Consider the following 17381-nt stretch of genomic DNA (forward strand, 5'->3'; position numbering starts at 1 on the left):
CGGCTGCTGGCGATTCTTTGCCTGGCGACGATATTGTCGGCGAGCTGCGGGCTGCAGTCCGCCAGCGGTGCGGTGCTGGCGGCCAAGCCGGGCCTGATCCAGCACTACGACTCGCTTCGCGATGTGCAGATCACCGTCGCGGCAAAGGACTTCACCGAACAACTGGTGCTGGGCAACATCGTCGCGATCATTCTCAACGCGGCCGGTGCCAGCGTCACGAACATGACCAATACCCCTGGCAGCTTCGGCGTGCGACAGTCGATGCTCAAGCGGGTGGCCAACATATCGCCCGAGTACACCGGAACCGGATGGATCAACTATCTGGGGCACGCCGACCCCATCAAGGATCCCGTCGCGCAGTGGCAGGCGGTCAACCGGGAGGATGCCGCCAACCGTCTGGTTTGGCTGCCCCCGGCCCCCATGAACAACACCTACGCGTTCGCGATCCGGGAGTCGGAGGCGCAACGGTTGGGTGTGGCCAAACTGTCCGATTTGGGCCGTCTCTCCCGCAGTGATCTGACTTTTTGTGTAGAAAGCGAATTCGCGAGCCGAAATGACGGCTTCATCCCGATGCTCAAGACGTACGGATTGTCGACAGCACAATTGGGCAGGGTCACCAACCTGGACGTCGGTGTGGTGTACACCGCCACCGCCAAGGGCGATTGCAACTTCGGGGAGGTGTTCACCACCGACGGGCGCATCCCGGCTCTGAAGCTGCGTGTCCTGCAAGATGACCGGCACTTCTTCCCGCTGTACAACCTGACCGAGGTCATCGATGCCGATCTGTTGACGGCTCATCCCGAGCTAAGGGAGGTATTTGCCCTGCTCAACCCGCGGCTGACCAACGACACGATGTTGGCGCTCAATGCCAGGGTGGATTCGGCCGGCGCAGACCCCGCGATCGTGGCGCGTGACTGGCTCATCGACCAAGGTCTGCTCAGCCGCTAGCCCTTGATAGGCCGGCACCTGTCACACTATGAGTAATGGTGGCGATGTCGGCACTGGTTTTCGGGCTCAGCTGGTGGTTGGGTCTGTACCTGCTCGCGCGCAATCCCCGCAAGCCCGTCCTGGTCCTCGCGGCCATCGGACTGATCGGCTACTCCGTGGTGGTGGCGCTCGACGCCGTTCGCGTCACCCCCGGCTCCGATGCCGAACTTCTGGGGCGCATCGAGGTTTTCACCGCGATCATCCCGAGCGTTGCCTGGCTGATGGTGCTGCTCGAACTCACCAACAGCGGGGATCGGTGGCGCGATCGGGCCGCGATGGCGGTACCCGGCGTCGTGTTGGCGGTGGTGTTGCTGGTGGGCGCGTCACTGGCGGGCACCATCGCGGGTCCCGCGCGGCTCGGGCATTGGATCATGTTCTGTGCCAACGGGACCGCGGCCATCGGGGCCGCCATCCTGTTGTTCCGCCGGCGTGCCTCTATACCCGGATCCGCGCGGGGTGTCGTCCTGGTCGCGACCATGTTCTTCACCCTCGGTGATGCTCAGCTGATCATTCCGCTGGGCATCGTGCCGAGCTGGCTGGCGTTAGCCTCCACCGGGTTCGACCTGGTGTTACTCGGCTTGGGCGTCGCGCTCTGGGATGCCTTCGACGAGGGGCAGGCGCTGCGCGGCGACATGCTGCGCTCCTTTGTCGCCTCGATTCTGGTGGGGGCATTGTTCGGTGCCCAGGCCATGATCGGCATCGCCGTTGTCGGACAGTCTGTCGCCTTGGTGGTGTTGTTGTTCACCAGCGTCGGTTTGGCGGTCTGCATCCAGGTGCAGTCCGGCCCGTTCGCCGACTTCCTTGACCGCCTGGCCTTCTCGCGGTCTCCGCAGCTGCGCCAGGAACGCTCCGAGCTGCGCAGCACCGAGGCCGCGCTGCCGCTCAAGTCCGCCTCGCCCATCGCCGGAATCGATGACGAGAGCTTCACCCGGCTCACTCGGCGTGCACTCAGCCACTACGGCGACCTCGCCAAACTCGTCGCCAGCCCATTGGCCGCGCTACCGGTCATCGATGAGCGCCTGGGTGGTCGTGGGGCCACCGACCAGCCCGTCGAACGCGCCAATGAGCTCAGAGCAGTGCTCGCCGAATCCATTTCGCGGCTCAAGCCTCGCGACGACGGCGACTTTGGCACCACGGATCAGTGGCGCTATTACAACGCGCTGTACTTCCCGTACGTCATGGGAGTGCGGGCGTACGCGCAGGGTGCGACGGCTGCCGGGCTGGACCCGGTATCCCGTCAGGCGTGGCAGTGGCTGGTCACCGAGGTGCCCCAGCGTTCACTGCACAATTGGCAGAACGCCGCCGCCAAGCTCATCGCGGCCGATCTGCGCGCGCAGAGCGCCCCCGAGACCAATGGTGTGCGTACCAACGGCTCATCACCAGTTGCGCGGTAGCCTGCCGCGCTCTCGCCGCCATCCGGCGTGGCTGCCGGGATGCCAACGCCACGACGTCGGGATGAACGGCCAGACTAGCGGTACCGCGCGCAACAGCGCGCGATAGGCCGTCTCGTCCGCCAGGTTCCACCGGATCCCGAAACGCTTGCGCACCTGGGGCGGCAGTCCGCCGTAGATGGTCAGCCGCAGCGGCGGCGCCAACGCCATGCGCAGGGGTGTGCTGGGCAAGGCGAGCTTCGCGGCGGGCTTCAAGTAGGGGGCCACCGGCAGGTAGGGGGACTTGCTCATATCGGGAACGGTCCGCCCTTCGATGACCTTCATCAGGTAATCGGCGGCAGGGTTGGGGGTGAGCACCTCGTCGCAGTAGCGTTCCCATTCCTGTTGGAAAGCGGCTCTATTCGGCGGCAGCGGCTGCTCGCTCATCGCATACCGGCGATACCATTCGACACCCTCCTGGTAGAGCTGCTCGCGCTGCGCGTCGGACAACCGATGCCGGGAGTACCTGTCTATGGTCTGTTCGACCATCACCTGGAACGTCGCATGCGCCCACCAGAAGGTGGTGGGATTCAGCGCGTGATACCGGACGCCGTCGGGCTGCACGCCCTTGATGTCGCGGTGGAAATCTCGCACCTTCACCCCGGTGCCGGCGGCCGGATCGTCGTACACGGTTCCGAGGATTGGGGGCAACGAACGGAACACCCTGTCGACGGGGTCAGCGAAGAAGTTGGAATGCTCGATCAGCGCGTACCCGATGGCGGGATCCATTGTTTGCAGCAGGCCGGCGGTGCCGCCGGTGAATGCTATCCGCATATCGCCTGCCCAGCGCCACAACAGGGAACTGCGGCCCAGCTGGGCACCCGGAGCGGTAGAGATGACATCCGCTGTTGTCATCCTTTGATGATGGCACACATCCCGGTGAATTGGCAGGAATTGGCAGTGCCGAATGTCGAGATGGCAGTGCATGCCGAGCAGAGTCGTCCCTATCAGCTTTCACACGGAGCTCGCCAAGGAGTCACCAATGTCCATTGCTTCCCAAAACGCTTCGGTATTACGTACACGATTTGCCCAACCCGACTCGCTCCTGCGATTCGGAATCGGTCTGGACGGCGTCGCCACCGGGATCACTGCCGTCGGGCTGCTGATCGCGGCAAAGTGGCTCGTCGAACCGCTCGGTCCCTCGCTGGAGTTCCAGGTTGCGCACGCCGCCGCCCTCATCGGATACGGAGTGCTGGCCTTCGTCCTGAGCCGGGCGGACAGATCGAAGCTCCCGGCGATCGGCCTCGTCTACATCGCGGGCAATCTGTTGGCCACCGTGCTCTACGTGACGGCCGGCGTCATGAAATGGGTGCCGCTGACCACCGCGGGCGTGACGTTATGCGTCGCCTTCGGGGTCTACACCGCCGTCATGGCGGACATCCAATTCCTGGGACTACGGCGTCTGCGCTCCGCGTAGCCGCCCACATGGCTCACCTGCTGAGAGTGAGCCGGTGCCGGGTCACCCGTGTGGTGGCCCGGCACCTTTCATGTCTAGACCGGGGTGAGGGGCAACCGCAGCGCGCCGGGCGCCGACTCGGGAACCGTCGGCCGCTTGGGCTGCACCGGGGCGATGTGCTGATACGGCGTGCCCAGTGCTGGGCGTGGATCGGCCTCACCGTTGTTGGGCCAGAACGCCATTGCGCGCTCGGCCTGGGCCGTGATGGTGAACGACGGGTTCACGCCCAGGTTGGCAGAGATCGCCGATCCGTCGGTGATGTGTAGCCCCGGGTAGCCGTAGATCCGCTGGTACGGATCGATCACGCCGGTCTCGGGGGAGTCGCCGATGGGGCAGCCGCCGATGAAATGCGCCGTCAGCGGGATGTTCACCGAATCCAGGTGGGTGCTGCCCGCGTAGCCGTCGACCTTCTCGGCCATGCGGCGCGCCACGTCGTGAGCGACCGGGATCCAATCCGGGTTCGGTTCTCCCGAGCCCTGTTTCGCCGTCATCTTCTTGCCGAAAACGCCGCGCTTGAGATAGGTGGTCAGCGAGTTGTCGAGGGACTGCATCACCAGCACGATGATCGAGTGCTGCGCTGCCCGGTACGGGAACGCCGAGCGCAGCAGCATGGTGGGCCGACGGATGTTGAGAAGCCAGGTACGGGCGAAACGCCACGGACCGCCGTCGACCATGTTGGTGCCCAACATGCTCAGGAAGGTCGACCCCTCGCCGTACCGGCACACTTCGACGTGGGTGTTGGGTTCGGGGTGAATTGACGATGTGATCGCGACACCCTGCGAGAAGTCATCACGCGTGGGGGAGTAGACGATGGGCACCTCCTCGGAGTTGGTGCGCGTCTGCTCGCCCAGTCGGGCCGACAGGTTGGGCAGTGACCCGGAGTCCTTCAGCTTGTGCAGCAGGCGCTGGGTGCCCAGGGACGCCGCCGAGAACACGACGTGACGTGCGGTGAAATCACGCTTGTTCCTGCGCACCAGCCGCCCGGTCTGCTTGGTGCGCACGACGTATCCCTCACGGTCCGGTAGCGGGCGCACGTCGAGCACCTGGGTCAGCGGATGTATCTGCGCGCCTGCGTGTTCGGCGAGATACAGGTAATTGGTCTCGGTGGTGTTCTTGGCGTTGTGCTTGCAGCCGGTGAAGCAGGCCGCGCACCCGATGCACCCCGTACGTTCGGGGCCGGCGCCGCCGAAGAACGGATCCGGCACGGTCTTGCCGGGCTCGTCGCCGAAGAACACTCCGACGTTGGTGGGGTGGTAGGTGTCCTCGACGCCCAAGTCCTTGGCGACGGCCAACAACACCTCATCCGGTGGAGTGGTGTGCGGGGTCTGCGTGACCCCGAGCATTCTGCTGGCCTGGTTGTAGTAGGGCGCCAGTTCTGTTTTCCAGTCGGTGATGTGCGCCCATTGTTTGTCGGTGTAGAACTGCTCCAGCGGCTCGTACAGGGTGTTGCCGTAGATCAGCGATCCGCCGCCGACACCCACCGCGCTGGCGATGAAGGTCTTGCCGAGAACCGTCATGCGCTGGGGGCCGAAGCATCCCAGGGCCGGTGCCCACATCGCCTTGCGGACGTGCCAGTTGTTCGGGGGAAAATCCTCGCGTTTCCAGCGCTTTCCCATGTCCAATACGCCGACTCGGTAGCCCTTTTCGGTGAGGCGGAGGGCCGCAACGCTCCCACCGAAACCGGACCCGATGACGACTACGTCGTAGTCATAGTCCATGGCGGCCAACCTACTGGTTGGTCGTGCGCTGCGGGGTGAAATCAGCCTTGCGCTTGAGCTAACGCGGCGCGCATTTTCTCGTGGATCGCGTTGATGGCCTGCAGGGGCCGGATCATCACCTTGAACTCCACGATCTTCCCGGCATCGTCGCAGGTGATGATGTCGACGCCGTTGATGTACTTGCCGTCGATGGTGGACTCGAACTCCAGCACCGCCTGATTTCCGGCCAGGACTTCCTTGGCGTAGTGGAACCCGTTTTCGGGTCCGGCGAGGGTGGCGAAGGCTGCCAGGAGGTACATCGCGGTGACCGGCTTGCCGTGCTGCGGGGTGAACACCACGGGCGAATAGAAGACGACATCGTCGGCCAGGAGGTCGTTGAGTGCCTCCGGGTTCGCGCCGGAAATGATGCCGTGCCAGGTTTCAACCACATTGTTGATCATGGGCCGAAGATATACCAGTCGGTCTACTGGGATCAAGGGTTAAAGCTTGCGCAGGCGCAGCCGGTTGATCGAATGGTCGGCGTCCTTGCGTAGTACCAGCGTTGCGCGCGGCCGGGTCGGCAGGATGTTCTCCAGCAGGTTCGGCAAGTTGATCGAATGCCAAATCTCTTGGGCGGCAAGGGTTGCCTGCTTGTCAGAGAGCTTGGCGTAGTGGTGGAAATGCGAGGACGGATTCGCGAACGAGGTGCCCCGCATCGCCAGGAACCGGGAGATGTACCACTGCTCAATGTCCTCGATGCGCGCGTCCACGTAGATCGAGAAATCGAACAGATCCGAGACCATCAGCGTGGGTCCCGTCTGCAGCACGTTCAGGCCCTCAAGAATCAAAATATCGGGTTGCTGCACAACGTGTTTCTCGTTCTTGATGATGTCGTACAGCAAGTGTGAGTACACCGGGGCGGTGACCTCGTGGGCCCCCGATTTGACCTCGGTGACGAACCGCAGCAGCGCCCGCCGGTTGTAGCTTTCGGGAAAGCCCTTGCGATGCATGATGTTTCGCCGCGATAGCTCGGCGTTGGGATACAGGAACCCGTCGGTGGTCACCAGGTCCACGCGGGGGTGGTGATCCCATCGCGCCAGGAGTGCCTGCAGCACACGGGCGGTCGTCGACTTGCCAACCGCGACGCTGCCCGCCACCCCGATGACAAAGGGAACCAGACGGTCCGGGTGCTGGTCGCCGAGGAAGGTCGCGGTCGCGGCGAACAATCGCTGCCGGGCTGCCACCTGAAGGTGGATCAGACGGGCCAGCGGCAGATAGACCTCGGCGACCTCGGTCAGGTCGATCTGCTCACCCAGGCCGCGCAGGCCGATCAGCTCTTCTTCGGTAAGTACCAGTGGCGTGGATTTGCGCAGCGCGCGCCACTGTTTCCGGTCGAACTCCACGTAGGGGCTCGGCTCGCTCAGCCGCGGCATGAACGCAAGTCTTGCAGGAGCCATTCGTGAACGCGGCACTAGGGTTGTGTGACATGGGCGATAACGGCGAGTCGAAGAACAGTGTCGTCACCGAATACCTGCTGCTCGGGCTGCGATTTGACCGCATCGAAAGCGGTTACGTCGACTCCTTCACCGGTGATTCCGCGCTGCGCAAGCGTGTCGAGAACGAACCCTCGCCCAACCCCGCCGACCTCGCCCGCCAGGCGGGCGCGCTGCGGGCGGAGTTGGCGTCCACCGACCTCGACGACGCGCGCGAGGCGTTCATCGATACCCACCTGAAGGCGCTGGCTTGTGCCGGGCGCAAGTTCGCCGGCGAGGACATCGGGTTTGTCGACGAGGTACACGACTACTTCGATGTGCGCATCGCCAAGGGCGACGAGGAAAATTACCGCCAAGCGCACCATGCTTTGGAAGCCGTTCTGCCCGAGGGTGGTTCGTTGCTAGAACGCAAGATCGCCTATGACCGGTCCCAGGAGATCGACCCGAACCGGCTGCAGGAATGCGTGGACGCCTTCTCCAGCGCGCTGCGTGACAGGGTGCGTGCCGAATTTCCGCTGCCCGACACCGAGACGGTGAAGTACGAGGTTGTCAGCGACAAACCCTGGTCGGGCTTCAACTACTACGAGGGCAACTACCGCTCGACGGTCGCCGTCAACTCCGACCTCAAGCAATACCTGAACAACGTGCCCGCCCTGATCGCACACGAGTCCTACCCGGGACATCACACCGAGCACTGCCGCAAGGAGGCCGGGCTGGTGCACCTGGGTGACCAGCAAGAACAAACGATATTCCTGGTCAACACACCCCAGTGCCTGATGGCCGAGGGGCTCGCGGACCTCGCGCTCTACGCGGCCGTCGGCGAGGACTGGGGTTTGTGGGCTCAAGAGATCTACGCCGACCTGGGACTGCGGTTCGACGGTGAACAGGCCCAAGCCATCGGACGGGCGCGGGCCGGGTTGATCAACGTCCGCCAGGACGCTGCCCTGATGCTCCATGACGAGCATCGCGACGTCGAGGACGTCGTCGCATTCCTCAAACGCTGGCTGTTGGTCACCGATGAGCGGGCCCGGCACATGCTCAAATTCCTGTCCTCGCCGCTGTGGCGCGCGTACATCTCCACCTACGTCGAGGGCTATCAATTGTTGAAGGGATGGCTGGATCGCCGACCGCCGGAGCAGTCGTTGACGGCCCGCTTCGGCAGGCTGCTCGACGAGCCCCTGGTGGCGTCCACGCTCGTGTAGTCGCCGACTAGGCTGATGGCCATGACCGACACAGCTTCAGCCGACATCGCGCAGGGTGCGCAGTACGCCGAGACCGCCAGCGCCGCCTACCAGTCGGCGCTGCAGGTCATCGAGACCATCGAGCCGCGTATCGCGGATGCCACCCGCAAAGAGCTTGCCGACCAACGCGATTCGCTCAAGCTGATCGCCAGTGAGAACTACGCCTCGCCGGCGGTGTTGCTGACCATGGGCACCTGGCTCTCGGACAAGTACGCCGAGGGCACCATCGGGCACCGTTTCTACGCCGGTTGCCAGAACATCGACACTGTCGAGGCGCTGGCCGCCGAGCACGCCCGCGAGCTGTTCGGTGCGCCCTACGCGTATGCGCAGCCACACTCGGGAATTGACGCCAATCTCGTTGCCTACTGGGCAATCCTGGCCACCCGGGTGGAGGCGCCCGCGCTGGCGGACAAGGGTGTGCGCAACGTCAACGACCTGTCCGAGACCGACTGGGAAGAGCTGCGGCACCAGTACGGCAACCAGCGGCTCATGGGCATGTCGCTGGACGCCGGCGGACACCTGACCCACGGCTTCCGCCCGAACATCTCGGGCAAGATGTTCCACCAGCGCAGCTACGGAACCGACCCCGAGACGGGCTTGCTGGACTACGACGCGCTGGCCGCCGCGGCCCGCGAGTTCAAGCCGCTGGTGCTGGTGGGTGGCTACTCGGCCTACCCGCGCCGGGTGAACTTCGCCAAGCTGCGTGAAATCGCCGACGAGGTGGGCGCCACCTTGTTCGTGGACATGGCACACTTCGCCGGCCTGGTGGCCGGAAAGGTGTTCACCGGTGACGAGAACCCGGTGCCGCACGCGCACATCACCACGACCACCACCCACAAGTCCTTGCGCGGCCCGCGCGGTGGCCTGGTGCTGGCCACCGCCGAGTACTCCGACGCCGTCGACAAGGGCTGCCCGATGGTGCTGGGTGGACCGCTCTCGCACGTGATGGCCGCCAAGGCCGTCGCCCTGGCCGAGGCACGCCAGCCCTCGTTCCAGGCGTACGCGCAGCGTGTCGCCGACAACGCCAAGTCGCTGGCCGAGGGTTTCCTCAAGCGCGGCGCCCGCCTGGTCACCGGCGGCACCGATAACCACCTGGTGCTGCTCGATGTGCAGTCCTTCGGGCTCACCGGGCGCCAGGCCGAATCGGCCCTGCTGGACGCGGGCGTCGTCACCAACCGCAACGCCATCCCGGCCGACCCCAACGGAGCCTGGTACACCAGCGGCATCCGGTTCGGCACCCCGGCGCTCACCAGCCGTGGATTCAACGGCGATGAGTTCGACAAGGTCGCCGAGCTCGTCGTCGATGTGCTGTCCAACACCACGCCCGACGGCACCTCGAAGGCCAAGTACACCCTTGCCGACGGCGTGGCGGATCGGGTGAAGGCCGCGTCCGCCGAGCTGCTGGCTGCCAACCCCCTCTACCCGGGCCTGACTCTCTAGGGTCCTTAGTCACCACGACCAGACGCAAAAGCCCCCGACACGCTGGTGTTTCGGGGGCTTTTGCGTCTGCTCGCGAAGGGTCGCGCGGCGATTTCACAATTCTGCCGCGTCCGGTTACTGTTACCGCATGGCACAGAAACCTGTACCCAATGCGTTGACTCTTGAGCTGACGGATGTCGTCGCCGAGACCATCGATCGCCACCGCGATTCTGCGGAGCTTTGGTACGCCCATGAGCACGTCCCCTACGACGAGGGTGAGAACTTCGCCTTCCTGGGTGGACGCGATTGGGAGCCTTCCGACGTCAAGCTGCCCAAGGCTGTCGTCGACGCCGTTCAGATTCTGCTGATCACCAAGGACAACCTCGCGGGCTACCACCGCGAGATGGTCGAGCATTTCTCCCTGGAGGTGATCCCGTGGGCCGATTTCATCGGACGCTGGACCGCCGAGGAGAACCTGCACGCCATCGCGCTGCGTGAGTACCTCGTGGTGACCCGCAATGCCGATCCCAATGCCGACGAGGACACCCGGCTGGCTCATGTCATGAAGGGCTACCGGGCCGATTCGTACAGCCAGATCGAGACGCTGGTGTTCAACGCGTTCTTCGAGCAGATGCACGCCGTGTTCGTTCAGAACCTGGCCGCGCAGGCGGAGGACCCGGTGCTCAAGGGTCTGCTCGCCAACATCGAGAAGGACGAGCGCCGTCACGAGCAGATGTACAGCAAGATCGTGCTGGAATGCTTGCGCCTGCACCCCGAGGACACCATCGCGGCCATCAAGGCCCGCGCGGCGGAACTCAAGGTCATCGGGGCTGATATCGACGGTTATGAGGACAAGGTCGCCACGGTGGCCGAGGCCGGGATCATCGATGAGGGCACCGTGCAGGATGTGGTCCGCGAGCTCACCGACAAGTGGGGCGTCACCGACAGGCTCTAGGGTTTCGCCGAACGTCACCCCGTGGGCGGGTGCGTTTGTGCACTCGTGTGGTAACTCGACACTCACACGAAATGTGCGTTAACCCGGTGTTAGTCAACACGCTTGATCCGGTGCGCGGCATCTGCGGGTAGGTGCGAGTAGCGTCAAAAGCGATGGCTAGCGACATGCTTTGCTATCCGGGAGGTACTGATCGTGGCGAGAGCGACAGGACCGGCCCCGGTCCTGATGTGGACCGTCTGTATGACGGTTCACACCCAGTACCGACCGCGTCCACGACAGATCGCGTGTGGTGCCGCACGGATGTCAGGAGCGCTCGGTGACTGCTTCAATGAACCCTGGGACAATCCGTACCTATGTGCTCGACACCTCGGTGTTGTTGTCTGACCCTTGGGCTACAAACCGATTCGCCGAACATGAGGTAGTGATCCCGTTGGTGGTGATCAGCGAGCTGGAAGGCAAGCGTCACCACCACGAGCTGGGTTGGTTCGCCCGCACTGCGTTGCGGATGCTCGACGATCTGCGGCTGGAGTACGGCCGTCTTGATCAGTCCATTCCTGTTGGGACACAAGGTGGTTCGCTGCATGTCGAGTTGAACCACACCGATCCCTCGGTGCTGCCCGTGGGCTTCCGCACCGACTCCAACGACTCCCGCATCTTGGCGTGCGCGCTCAACCTCGCCGCCGAGGGCAAGCTGGTTACGTTGGTGAGCAAGGACATCCCGTTGCGCGTCAAGGCCGGTGCGGTGGGCCTGGCGGCCGACGAGTACCGCGCCCAGGACGTGGTGAACTCGGGTTGGACCGGCATGGCCGAGCTGGACACCACCGCCGACGTCATCGACTCACTCTTCGAGTCCGGCGAGGCTGATCTGGAAGCAGCGCGAGATCTCCCGTGCCACACCGGAGTCCGGCTTTTGGGCGGAACCTCCAGTGCCCTGGGTCGCGTCAACGCCGAGAAGCGGGTGCAGCTGGTCCGCGGTGACCGTGAGGTCTTCGGATTGCGCGGCCGGTCCGCCGAACAGCGTGTGGCACTGGACATCCTGCTCGACGAGTCGGTCGGGATCGTTTCTCTCGGCGGCAAGGCCGGCACCGGTAAGTCGGCGCTGGCACTGTGCGCCGGACTCGAAGCGGTCCTGGAACGGCGCAGCCATCGCAAGGTAGTGGTGTTCCGTCCGCTCTACGCCGTCGGTGGTCAAGAGCTGGGGTACCTGCCGGGCAGCGAGAGCGAGAAGATGGGCCCGTGGGCGCAGGCCGTCTTCGACACCCTGGAAGGGCTGGCGTCACCGGCGGTCATCGAAGAGGTGCTCTCGCGCGGGATGCTCGAGGTGCTCCCGCTGACCCACATCCGCGGCCGGTCGCTGCACGACTCCTTTGTCATCGTGGACGAGGCACAGTCCCTGGAACGCAATGTGCTGCTGACCGTGCTGTCGCGGCTGGGCACGGGTTCGCGGGTGGTGCTCACCCATGACGTCGCGCAACGCGACAACCTACGTGTCGGCCGTCACGACGGTGTCGCCGCGGTGATCGAGAAGCTCAAGGGGCATCCGCTGTTCGCGCACGTCACGCTGGTGCGCAGCGAACGTTCGCCCATCGCGGCACTGGTCACGGAGATGCTGGAGGAGTTCGGGCCCGGCCTCACCGCGTAGTGCCGGTGTAAACCGGCATTACGCTGTTAGACGTGCTAACTAAGCGTGACGTCTTTCGTTGGACGATGGTCGCGGCCGCGGTGGGAAGTCTGATCGCGGCCGCGATCGTCGTCACCGACAAGCAGCGCGCCCTCGCCGAGCCGGTGGATTGCCAGCAGGAGAAGTGCGTCGCGCTGACATTCGATGACGGGCCGAGCCCCTTCACCGACCGGCTGCTGCGCATCCTGCAGGCCAATGGCGCGCACTCCACCTTCTTTGAAATCGGCAACAAGGTGCAGCGCGACCCGGAAGGCGCCAAACGGGTGGTGGAGGCCGGGATGGAGCTCGGCAGTCACACCTGGGAACACCCCAATATGACGACGATCCCGCCCGAAGCGATCGCCGGTCAGCTGAGCAAGGCGAGCGATGCCATCGAGGCGGCCACCGGCCAGCGTCCCAAACTGTTCCGTACCGCGGGTGGCCTGGTCAACGATCAGGTGCTGGCCGAGGCTAAGAAACAGGGCCTGGCCGATATCAACTGGGACGTCATCCCCTTCGACTGGGCCAACGATTCGAACACCGATGCTTCCCGGGCCATCCTGATGTCACAGATCAAACCCGGATCGGTGGTGCTGTTCCATGACACCTATTCGAGCACAGTGGATCTGGTTGAGCAGTTTCTACCGGTGTTGCGGGCCAACGGCTATCACGCGGTGACGGTCACGAAGATGCTCGGACCGCGCGAGCCAGGCACCAGTTACGGCAGCAGAGAAAACGGCCCGCCCGTCAATCTGCTGAAAGATATTCCGGCATCGGAGATCCCGCCGCTGCCGAACACCCCGTCGCCACTGCCCGCGACCAACATTCCCATCACCGACCTGCCCAATCAAGGGGCGGGCGGACCGACCGTCGGGCAATAGGGGTGCGCCTCGTCGCCTTGGTGTTGATCACGGCACTTCTCGTTGGTCCCGCTAGTGTCGTAGTGCCTGCCCGCCAACATTATTCGGCGACGATCAGTCGCGACGAGCGCGGTGTCCCGCATGTGAGTGCCGATGATTGGGGCTCACTGGGCTACGGCACCGGATATGCGTTCAGCGAGGATCGGGCCTGCACGCTGATCGATCAGATCGTCAAGGTGCGTGGGGAACGTAGCAAGTGGTTGGGGCCGGGAGTCGGCAACCGGAACGTCGATATGGACTTCGGTTACCGGCACCTGAAGCTGTGGGAGAACGCGCCGAAGCGCTGGGCCGACCAGCCGGTCAGAGTGCGCGAGATGGTTGACGGATACGTTGCCGGGTTCAACGAGTCACTAGCGGTCAACGGCGTCAACGGCGGCTGGTGTGATGGTGCCGGTTGGGTCCGTCCGATCACCGCCCAGGACCTCTATGCACATTTCTCCGATGTCGTGATGACGGTGTCCAGCGTCGCCATGATCACCGAAATCGGCAGGGCACAACCACCGTCGGGCACCTCGACACCGCATCCGGGTGCGCTGCCCGCGCCGCCGCGGATGGGAAGCAACGGGTGGGCCCTGGGCTCGGAACGTTCCTCCACCGGTGGTGGTCTGCTGTTGGCCAACCCGCATTACCCGTGGACGGGGGAGAATCGGCTCTGGGAAGCGCACCAGAGCATCCCGGGGCAGCTGAACGTCTACGGCGTCGGGCTCTCGGGAATGCCGCTGGTGCAGCTCGGTTTCACCGATGCGGTGGCCTGGACCGCGACGGTGGCAGCCGGGCGCCGCTTCGCGCTGTACCGCTACGACCTGGATCCGGCAGATCCCACCGCGTACTACGTCGATGGCCGCCGCCAGGTGATGACACCCGACCCGATCACCATTGAAGTTGCCGGCGAGCACGGGATTTCGCCGATCAGCCGGACTCTCTACTCCACCAAGCACGGCCCGGTGGTTGACGCCGACACCGTGGGCTGGACATCCACGCAGGCCGTCGCGATGGCCGACGCCAACGCCGCGACCAACAGCACGCTGTCCCAGTATCTGGGTATGGCCACCGCACGGTCTATGGATGAATTCCAGGACGTGTTCCGGCTGAATCGGGGAGTGCCCTGGATGAACACCGTCTCGACGAGTGCGGACGGGCGTGCCTGGATCGTCGACAGCTCGGCGACCCCGAACCTGTCCAAAGAAGCCCTGGCCGCCTGGGCTGCTGACCGCCAGAAACCCGGACTGATCGGCGATGCGTTCCGCTCCGCGGGCATGGTGGTGCTCAACGGATCCCGGTCATTGTTCGACTGGGCCGACGACGAGGACGCCGCGGCACCCGGACTCATCGGATATGAACATATGCCGCAGCTGGAGCGGCGCGACTACGTCTTCAACGCCAATGACAGTATGTGGCTTGCCAATCCAGATCAGCTGCTCACCGGCTACCAGCCGCAGCAGGGCGGGGAGAAATGGATCCTCTCGCCCCGGACCAAAACAAACGCACGCCTGCTCGCCGAGAACCCTGGCAAGTGGTCCGTCGACGATGTGAGCGCCGCGTTGTTCAGCGACCGCGCGATCCTCGCTGACCAGCTGCGGGTGCCGCTGGTCCGGGCCTGCACGATCACCAAGGTTGTCGACGGAGTGGATCTGGCGCCGGCCTGCGCGGCGCTGGCTGGCTGGGACGGCAGGTTCACCAAGACCGCACGCGGGGCCGTCGTGTTCCGCGAATGGCTGTCCCGGTTCACCTCGGCAGAACGCAAGGATCGTGGCAGGCTCTTCGCTGATGGCTTCAACCCTGCCAATCCCGTTGGCTCGCCTTCGGTTCCGGCCACCGATGTCAAGCCGTGGCTCGCTGAGCTGGCCGCCGCGGTGCGACTGCTGCAGCGGGCGGGCATCCCGGTGGACGCACCGCTGGGCAGTGTGCAACGTGAATTCCACACCGGCCGGCTGCTGCCCGTCGGCGGCGGTACCGATATCGAAGGTGCTGCCAACATCGTGGACTGCTGCTCCTGGGGAACAACTTCCGAGCCGCAACCAGATCCGGGCGAGCGTCTGGAGCCGGGCACCGAGCTGCGCGCCATCCCGGATGCCCCGGGCGTGCTCAATGGTTACCCCGTCCAGGAGGGGGATAGCTTCATCATGGCGCTGCAATACGGACCCGACGGGCCGGATGCCAAAGGCGTTCTGGTTTACGGAAATCCGGATGATCCAAGAAATCCGGCCTATTACACGGGAGCTCAGGCCTTCAGCGCCGAACAGCTGCGCCCCTTGGCCTTCACCGCCGACGACGTCGCCAAGGAGGCGGTGTCTACGGTGACGGTGTCGCGGCCGCGTTAGGACGTGCGGGGGCCGGACTCCTCGGCGGCGGCGAACCAGAGGGCCAGCGCCAGGAGCGCTGCCGTCACCAACAGGCCGATGCCTTCGAGCCACCCCAACGTCTGACCCTGGTGATGGTTGGTGTCCACCAGGTGGCTCACGGTGTGCAGCACCCAATGGCCGGTGGCGATGGCCAGCGCGGGTACTCGCCACGACTGCCACGCGACCGCCGCCAGCAGCGCCAGCCCTACCGGGATCGCGAAGGACCCGAAGTCGAACAGGTAGTGGTCATTTCGCACACCGAACGCGCCGAGCGTCTCGAAGAACGATTCAGGGGCCACAATCGCCCAGGTCCCCGTCACCGCCTGGTAGATACCGGCGATGACGAGGACCAGACGGACGAACCGAGCCTTAATTAATCTTTCACCTTCGCCATGGCGAGTACGTCCAGGCGCTTGTCCAGCTCCTCGACGCTCAGCTTGTCGCCGATGAGGCCGCGATCGATGACCGTCTGACGGATGGTCTTGCGCTGCTTGAGGGCTTCCTTCGCGACCGCCGCCGCTTCCTCGTAACCGATGGCCGAGTTCAGCGGGGTGACGATCGACGGCGAGGACTCCGCCAGCGTCTTCAGGTGCTCCTCGTTGGCGACCAGGCCGTCGACGCACTTGTCGACGAAGAGACGAGACACGTTGGCCAGCAGCGTGAACGACTCCAGCAGGTTGCGCGCCATGACCGGGATGTACACGTTGAGCTCGAAGGCGCCGGACAGGCCACCCACGGTGATCGCCGCGTCGTTGCCGATGACCTGCGCCGCGACCTGGGTCACGGCCTCGGGCAGCACCGGGTTCACCTTGCCGGGCATGATCGAGCTGCCGGGCTGCAGGTCGGGAAGCTGGATCTCGCCCAGGCCGGTCAGCGGGCCGGATCCCATCCAGCGAATGTCATTGGCGATCTTGGTCAGCGACGCCGCGATGGTCTTCAGCGCACCGGACGCCTCGACCAGCCCGTCGCGGGCGGCCTGCGCCTCGAACGAGTCGGTGGCCGTCTTCAGCTCCGACAGGCCCGTCGACTGCTTGAGCACCTCAACAACTTTCGCGCCGAAGCCGTCGGGGGCGTTCAGGCCGGTGCCCACCGCGGTGCCACCGATCGGCAGCTCGCCCAGGCGGGGCAGTGTCGCCTTGACGCGCTCGACGCCGGCCTCGATCTGGCGGGCGTAGCCGCCGAACTCCTGGCCCAGGGTCACCGGCACCGCGTCCATCAGGTGGGTGCGGCCGGACTTCACCACGGTCTTCCAGGCCTTGGCCTTGGTGGCCAGCGCCTGGTGCAGGTACTCCAGCGCCGGGATCAGGTCGCGTGCAGCGGCTTCCGTCGCGGCCAGGTGGGTGGCCGTCGGGAAGGTGTCGTTGGACGACTGCGACATGTTCACGTCGTCGTTCGGGTGCACTGTCACGCCGTTGTTCGCGGCGATCGAGGCGATGACCTCGTTGGCGTTCATGTTCGAGCTGGTGCCCGAGCCGGTCTGGAAGACGTCAATGGGGAACTGATCGTCGTGCTTGCCGTCGGCAATCTCTTGTGCCGCTGCGATAATCGCGTCGGCCTTCTCCGGAGCCAGCAGGCCCAGGTCCTTGTTGACCTGTGCGCAGGCGCCCTTCAGGAGCCCGAGGGCGCGGATCTGGGTGCGCTCCAGGCCGCGTCCCGAGATGGGGAAATTCTCGACCGCGCGCTGAGTCTGCGCGCGCCACAGTGCTTCCACGGGTACCCGGACCTCGCCCATGGTGTCGTGCTCGATGCGGTACTGCTGTTCAGACAATGGTCTTCCTTCT

Annotated in this window: 15 protein-coding genes; 9 read left to right on the forward strand and 6 right to left on the reverse strand. The window is 64.8% G+C overall.

Annotated elements, in window-relative coordinates; genetic code table 11:
* Window positions 1-6 precede the first annotated feature (6 nt).
* Entirely contained in the window at window positions 7-948 is a 942-nt protein-coding gene (locus ABG82_RS06650; RefSeq protein WP_078344010.1) for a glycine betaine ABC transporter substrate-binding protein, read from the forward strand.
* Window positions 949-983: 35 nt separating this feature from the next.
* Complete coding sequence (locus tag ABG82_RS06655) at window positions 984-2381, forward strand: hypothetical protein (protein WP_043079414.1); 1398 nt, start codon at window positions 984-986, stop codon at window positions 2379-2381.
* Here ABG82_RS06655 and ABG82_RS06660 read toward each other — a convergent pair.
* Window positions 2364-3272, reverse strand: a complete 909-nt coding sequence (locus tag ABG82_RS06660) for an oxygenase MpaB family protein (protein ID WP_043079413.1) — start codon at window positions 3270-3272, stop codon at window positions 2364-2366. The two genes, ABG82_RS06655 and ABG82_RS06660, sit on opposite strands and share 18 nt — an antisense overlap.
* Before the next feature lie 127 nt (window positions 3273-3399).
* On the opposite strand from ABG82_RS06660, the gene ABG82_RS06665 reads away from it, so the two are divergent.
* The gene (locus tag ABG82_RS06665; protein ID WP_043079412.1) at window positions 3400-3834 is read left to right on the forward strand and encodes a hypothetical protein; all 435 of its coding nucleotides are present in this window, start codon (window positions 3400-3402) and stop codon (window positions 3832-3834) included.
* 74 nt (window positions 3835-3908) lie between these two features.
* On the opposite strand, the gene ABG82_RS06670 is transcribed toward ABG82_RS06665, so the two are convergent.
* Genes ABG82_RS06670 through coaA form a run of 3 tightly spaced genes read right to left on the reverse strand, consistent with a single transcriptional unit; the run spans window position 3909 to window position 7003 of the window.
* A complete protein-coding gene (locus ABG82_RS06670; RefSeq protein WP_043079411.1) occupies window positions 3909-5591 on the reverse strand; it encodes a GMC oxidoreductase in 1683 nt (560 codons plus the stop codon).
* A 41-nt stretch (window positions 5592-5632) separates the two neighbouring features.
* The gene (locus ABG82_RS06675) at window positions 5633-6031 is read right to left on the reverse strand and encodes a nuclear transport factor 2 family protein (RefSeq protein ID WP_043079410.1); all 399 of its coding nucleotides are present in this window, start codon (window positions 6029-6031) and stop codon (window positions 5633-5635) included.
* 39 nt (window positions 6032-6070) lie between these two features.
* Window positions 6071-7003 (reverse strand): type I pantothenate kinase, encoded by a 933-nt coding sequence (coaA, locus tag ABG82_RS06680; protein ID WP_043079409.1) that lies wholly within the window; start codon window positions 7001-7003, stop codon window positions 6071-6073.
* Window positions 7004-7056: 53 nt separating this feature from the next.
* Between coaA and ABG82_RS06685 the strand changes: the two genes are divergently transcribed.
* The 6 genes from ABG82_RS06685 (at window position 7057) to ABG82_RS06710 (ending at window position 15579) form a co-directional block, all read left to right on the forward strand.
* Window positions 7057-8265, forward strand: a complete 1209-nt coding sequence (locus ABG82_RS06685; RefSeq protein WP_043079408.1) for a hypothetical protein — start codon at window positions 7057-7059, stop codon at window positions 8263-8265.
* 21 nt (window positions 8266-8286) lie between these two features.
* Entirely contained in the window at window positions 8287-9744 is a 1458-nt protein-coding gene (locus ABG82_RS06690; RefSeq protein WP_078344009.1) for a glycine hydroxymethyltransferase, read from the forward strand.
* Between the two features lie 127 nt (window positions 9745-9871).
* Window positions 9872-10678, forward strand: a complete 807-nt coding sequence (locus ABG82_RS06695) for an acyl-ACP desaturase (protein WP_043079406.1) — start codon at window positions 9872-9874, stop codon at window positions 10676-10678.
* Window positions 10679-11006: 328 nt separating this feature from the next.
* A complete protein-coding gene (locus ABG82_RS06700) occupies window positions 11007-12320 on the forward strand; it encodes a PhoH family protein (protein ID WP_043079405.1) in 1314 nt (437 codons plus the stop codon).
* A 32-nt stretch (window positions 12321-12352) separates the two neighbouring features.
* Window positions 12353-13219 carry a polysaccharide deacetylase family protein gene (locus ABG82_RS06705; RefSeq protein ID WP_078344001.1) on the forward strand — a complete coding sequence of 289 codons (867 nt, stop codon included), beginning with the start codon at window positions 12353-12355 and terminating at the stop codon, window positions 13217-13219.
* Window positions 13220-13281: 62 nt separating this feature from the next.
* Window positions 13282-15579 (forward strand): penicillin acylase family protein, encoded by a 2298-nt coding sequence (locus tag ABG82_RS06710; protein WP_264032196.1) that lies wholly within the window; start codon window positions 13282-13284, stop codon window positions 15577-15579.
* Here the strand turns inward: ABG82_RS06710 and ABG82_RS06715 are convergent.
* Both ABG82_RS06715 and ABG82_RS06720 read right to left on the reverse strand, forming a co-directional pair.
* The gene (locus ABG82_RS06715) at window positions 15576-15920 is read right to left on the reverse strand and encodes a hypothetical protein (RefSeq protein WP_234708074.1); all 345 of its coding nucleotides are present in this window, start codon (window positions 15918-15920) and stop codon (window positions 15576-15578) included. The genes ABG82_RS06710 and ABG82_RS06715 overlap by 4 nt on opposite strands.
* 53 nt (window positions 15921-15973) lie before the next feature.
* Window positions 15974-17368 (reverse strand): class II fumarate hydratase, encoded by a 1395-nt coding sequence (locus ABG82_RS06720; RefSeq protein WP_078344000.1) that lies wholly within the window; start codon window positions 17366-17368, stop codon window positions 15974-15976.
* Window positions 17369-17381: the final 13 nt, after the last annotated feature.

The sequence above is a fragment of the Mycobacteroides immunogenum genome, assembly GCF_001605725.1.
GTDB lineage: Bacteria > Actinomycetota > Actinomycetes > Mycobacteriales > Mycobacteriaceae > Mycobacterium > Mycobacterium immunogenum.

Excerpts from the sequence above, each read along its gene's own strand:
- ABG82_RS06655 (WP_043079414.1), top strand. The coding sequence starts at position 984 with ATGGTGGCGATGTCGGCACTGGTTTTCGGGCTCAGCTGGTGGTTGGGT.
- ABG82_RS06660 (WP_043079413.1), bottom strand. The coding sequence starts at position 3,272 with ATGACAACAGCGGATGTCATCTCTACCGCTCCGGGTGCCCAGCTGGGC.
- ABG82_RS06665 (WP_043079412.1), top strand. The coding sequence starts at position 3,400 with ATGTCCATTGCTTCCCAAAACGCTTCGGTATTACGTACACGATTTGCC.
- ABG82_RS06670 (WP_043079411.1), bottom strand. The coding sequence starts at position 5,591 with ATGGACTATGACTACGACGTAGTCGTCATCGGGTCCGGTTTCGGTGGG.
- ABG82_RS06675 (WP_043079410.1), bottom strand. The coding sequence starts at position 6,031 with ATGATCAACAATGTGGTTGAAACCTGGCACGGCATCATTTCCGGCGCG.
- coaA (WP_043079409.1), bottom strand. The coding sequence starts at position 7,003 with ATGCCGCGGCTGAGCGAGCCGAGCCCCTACGTGGAGTTCGACCGGAAA.
- ABG82_RS06685 (WP_043079408.1), top strand. The coding sequence starts at position 7,057 with ATGGGCGATAACGGCGAGTCGAAGAACAGTGTCGTCACCGAATACCTG.
- ABG82_RS06690 (WP_078344009.1), top strand. The coding sequence starts at position 8,287 with ATGACCGACACAGCTTCAGCCGACATCGCGCAGGGTGCGCAGTACGCC.
- ABG82_RS06695 (WP_043079406.1), top strand. The coding sequence starts at position 9,872 with ATGGCACAGAAACCTGTACCCAATGCGTTGACTCTTGAGCTGACGGAT.
- ABG82_RS06700 (WP_043079405.1), top strand. The coding sequence starts at position 11,007 with ATGAACCCTGGGACAATCCGTACCTATGTGCTCGACACCTCGGTGTTG.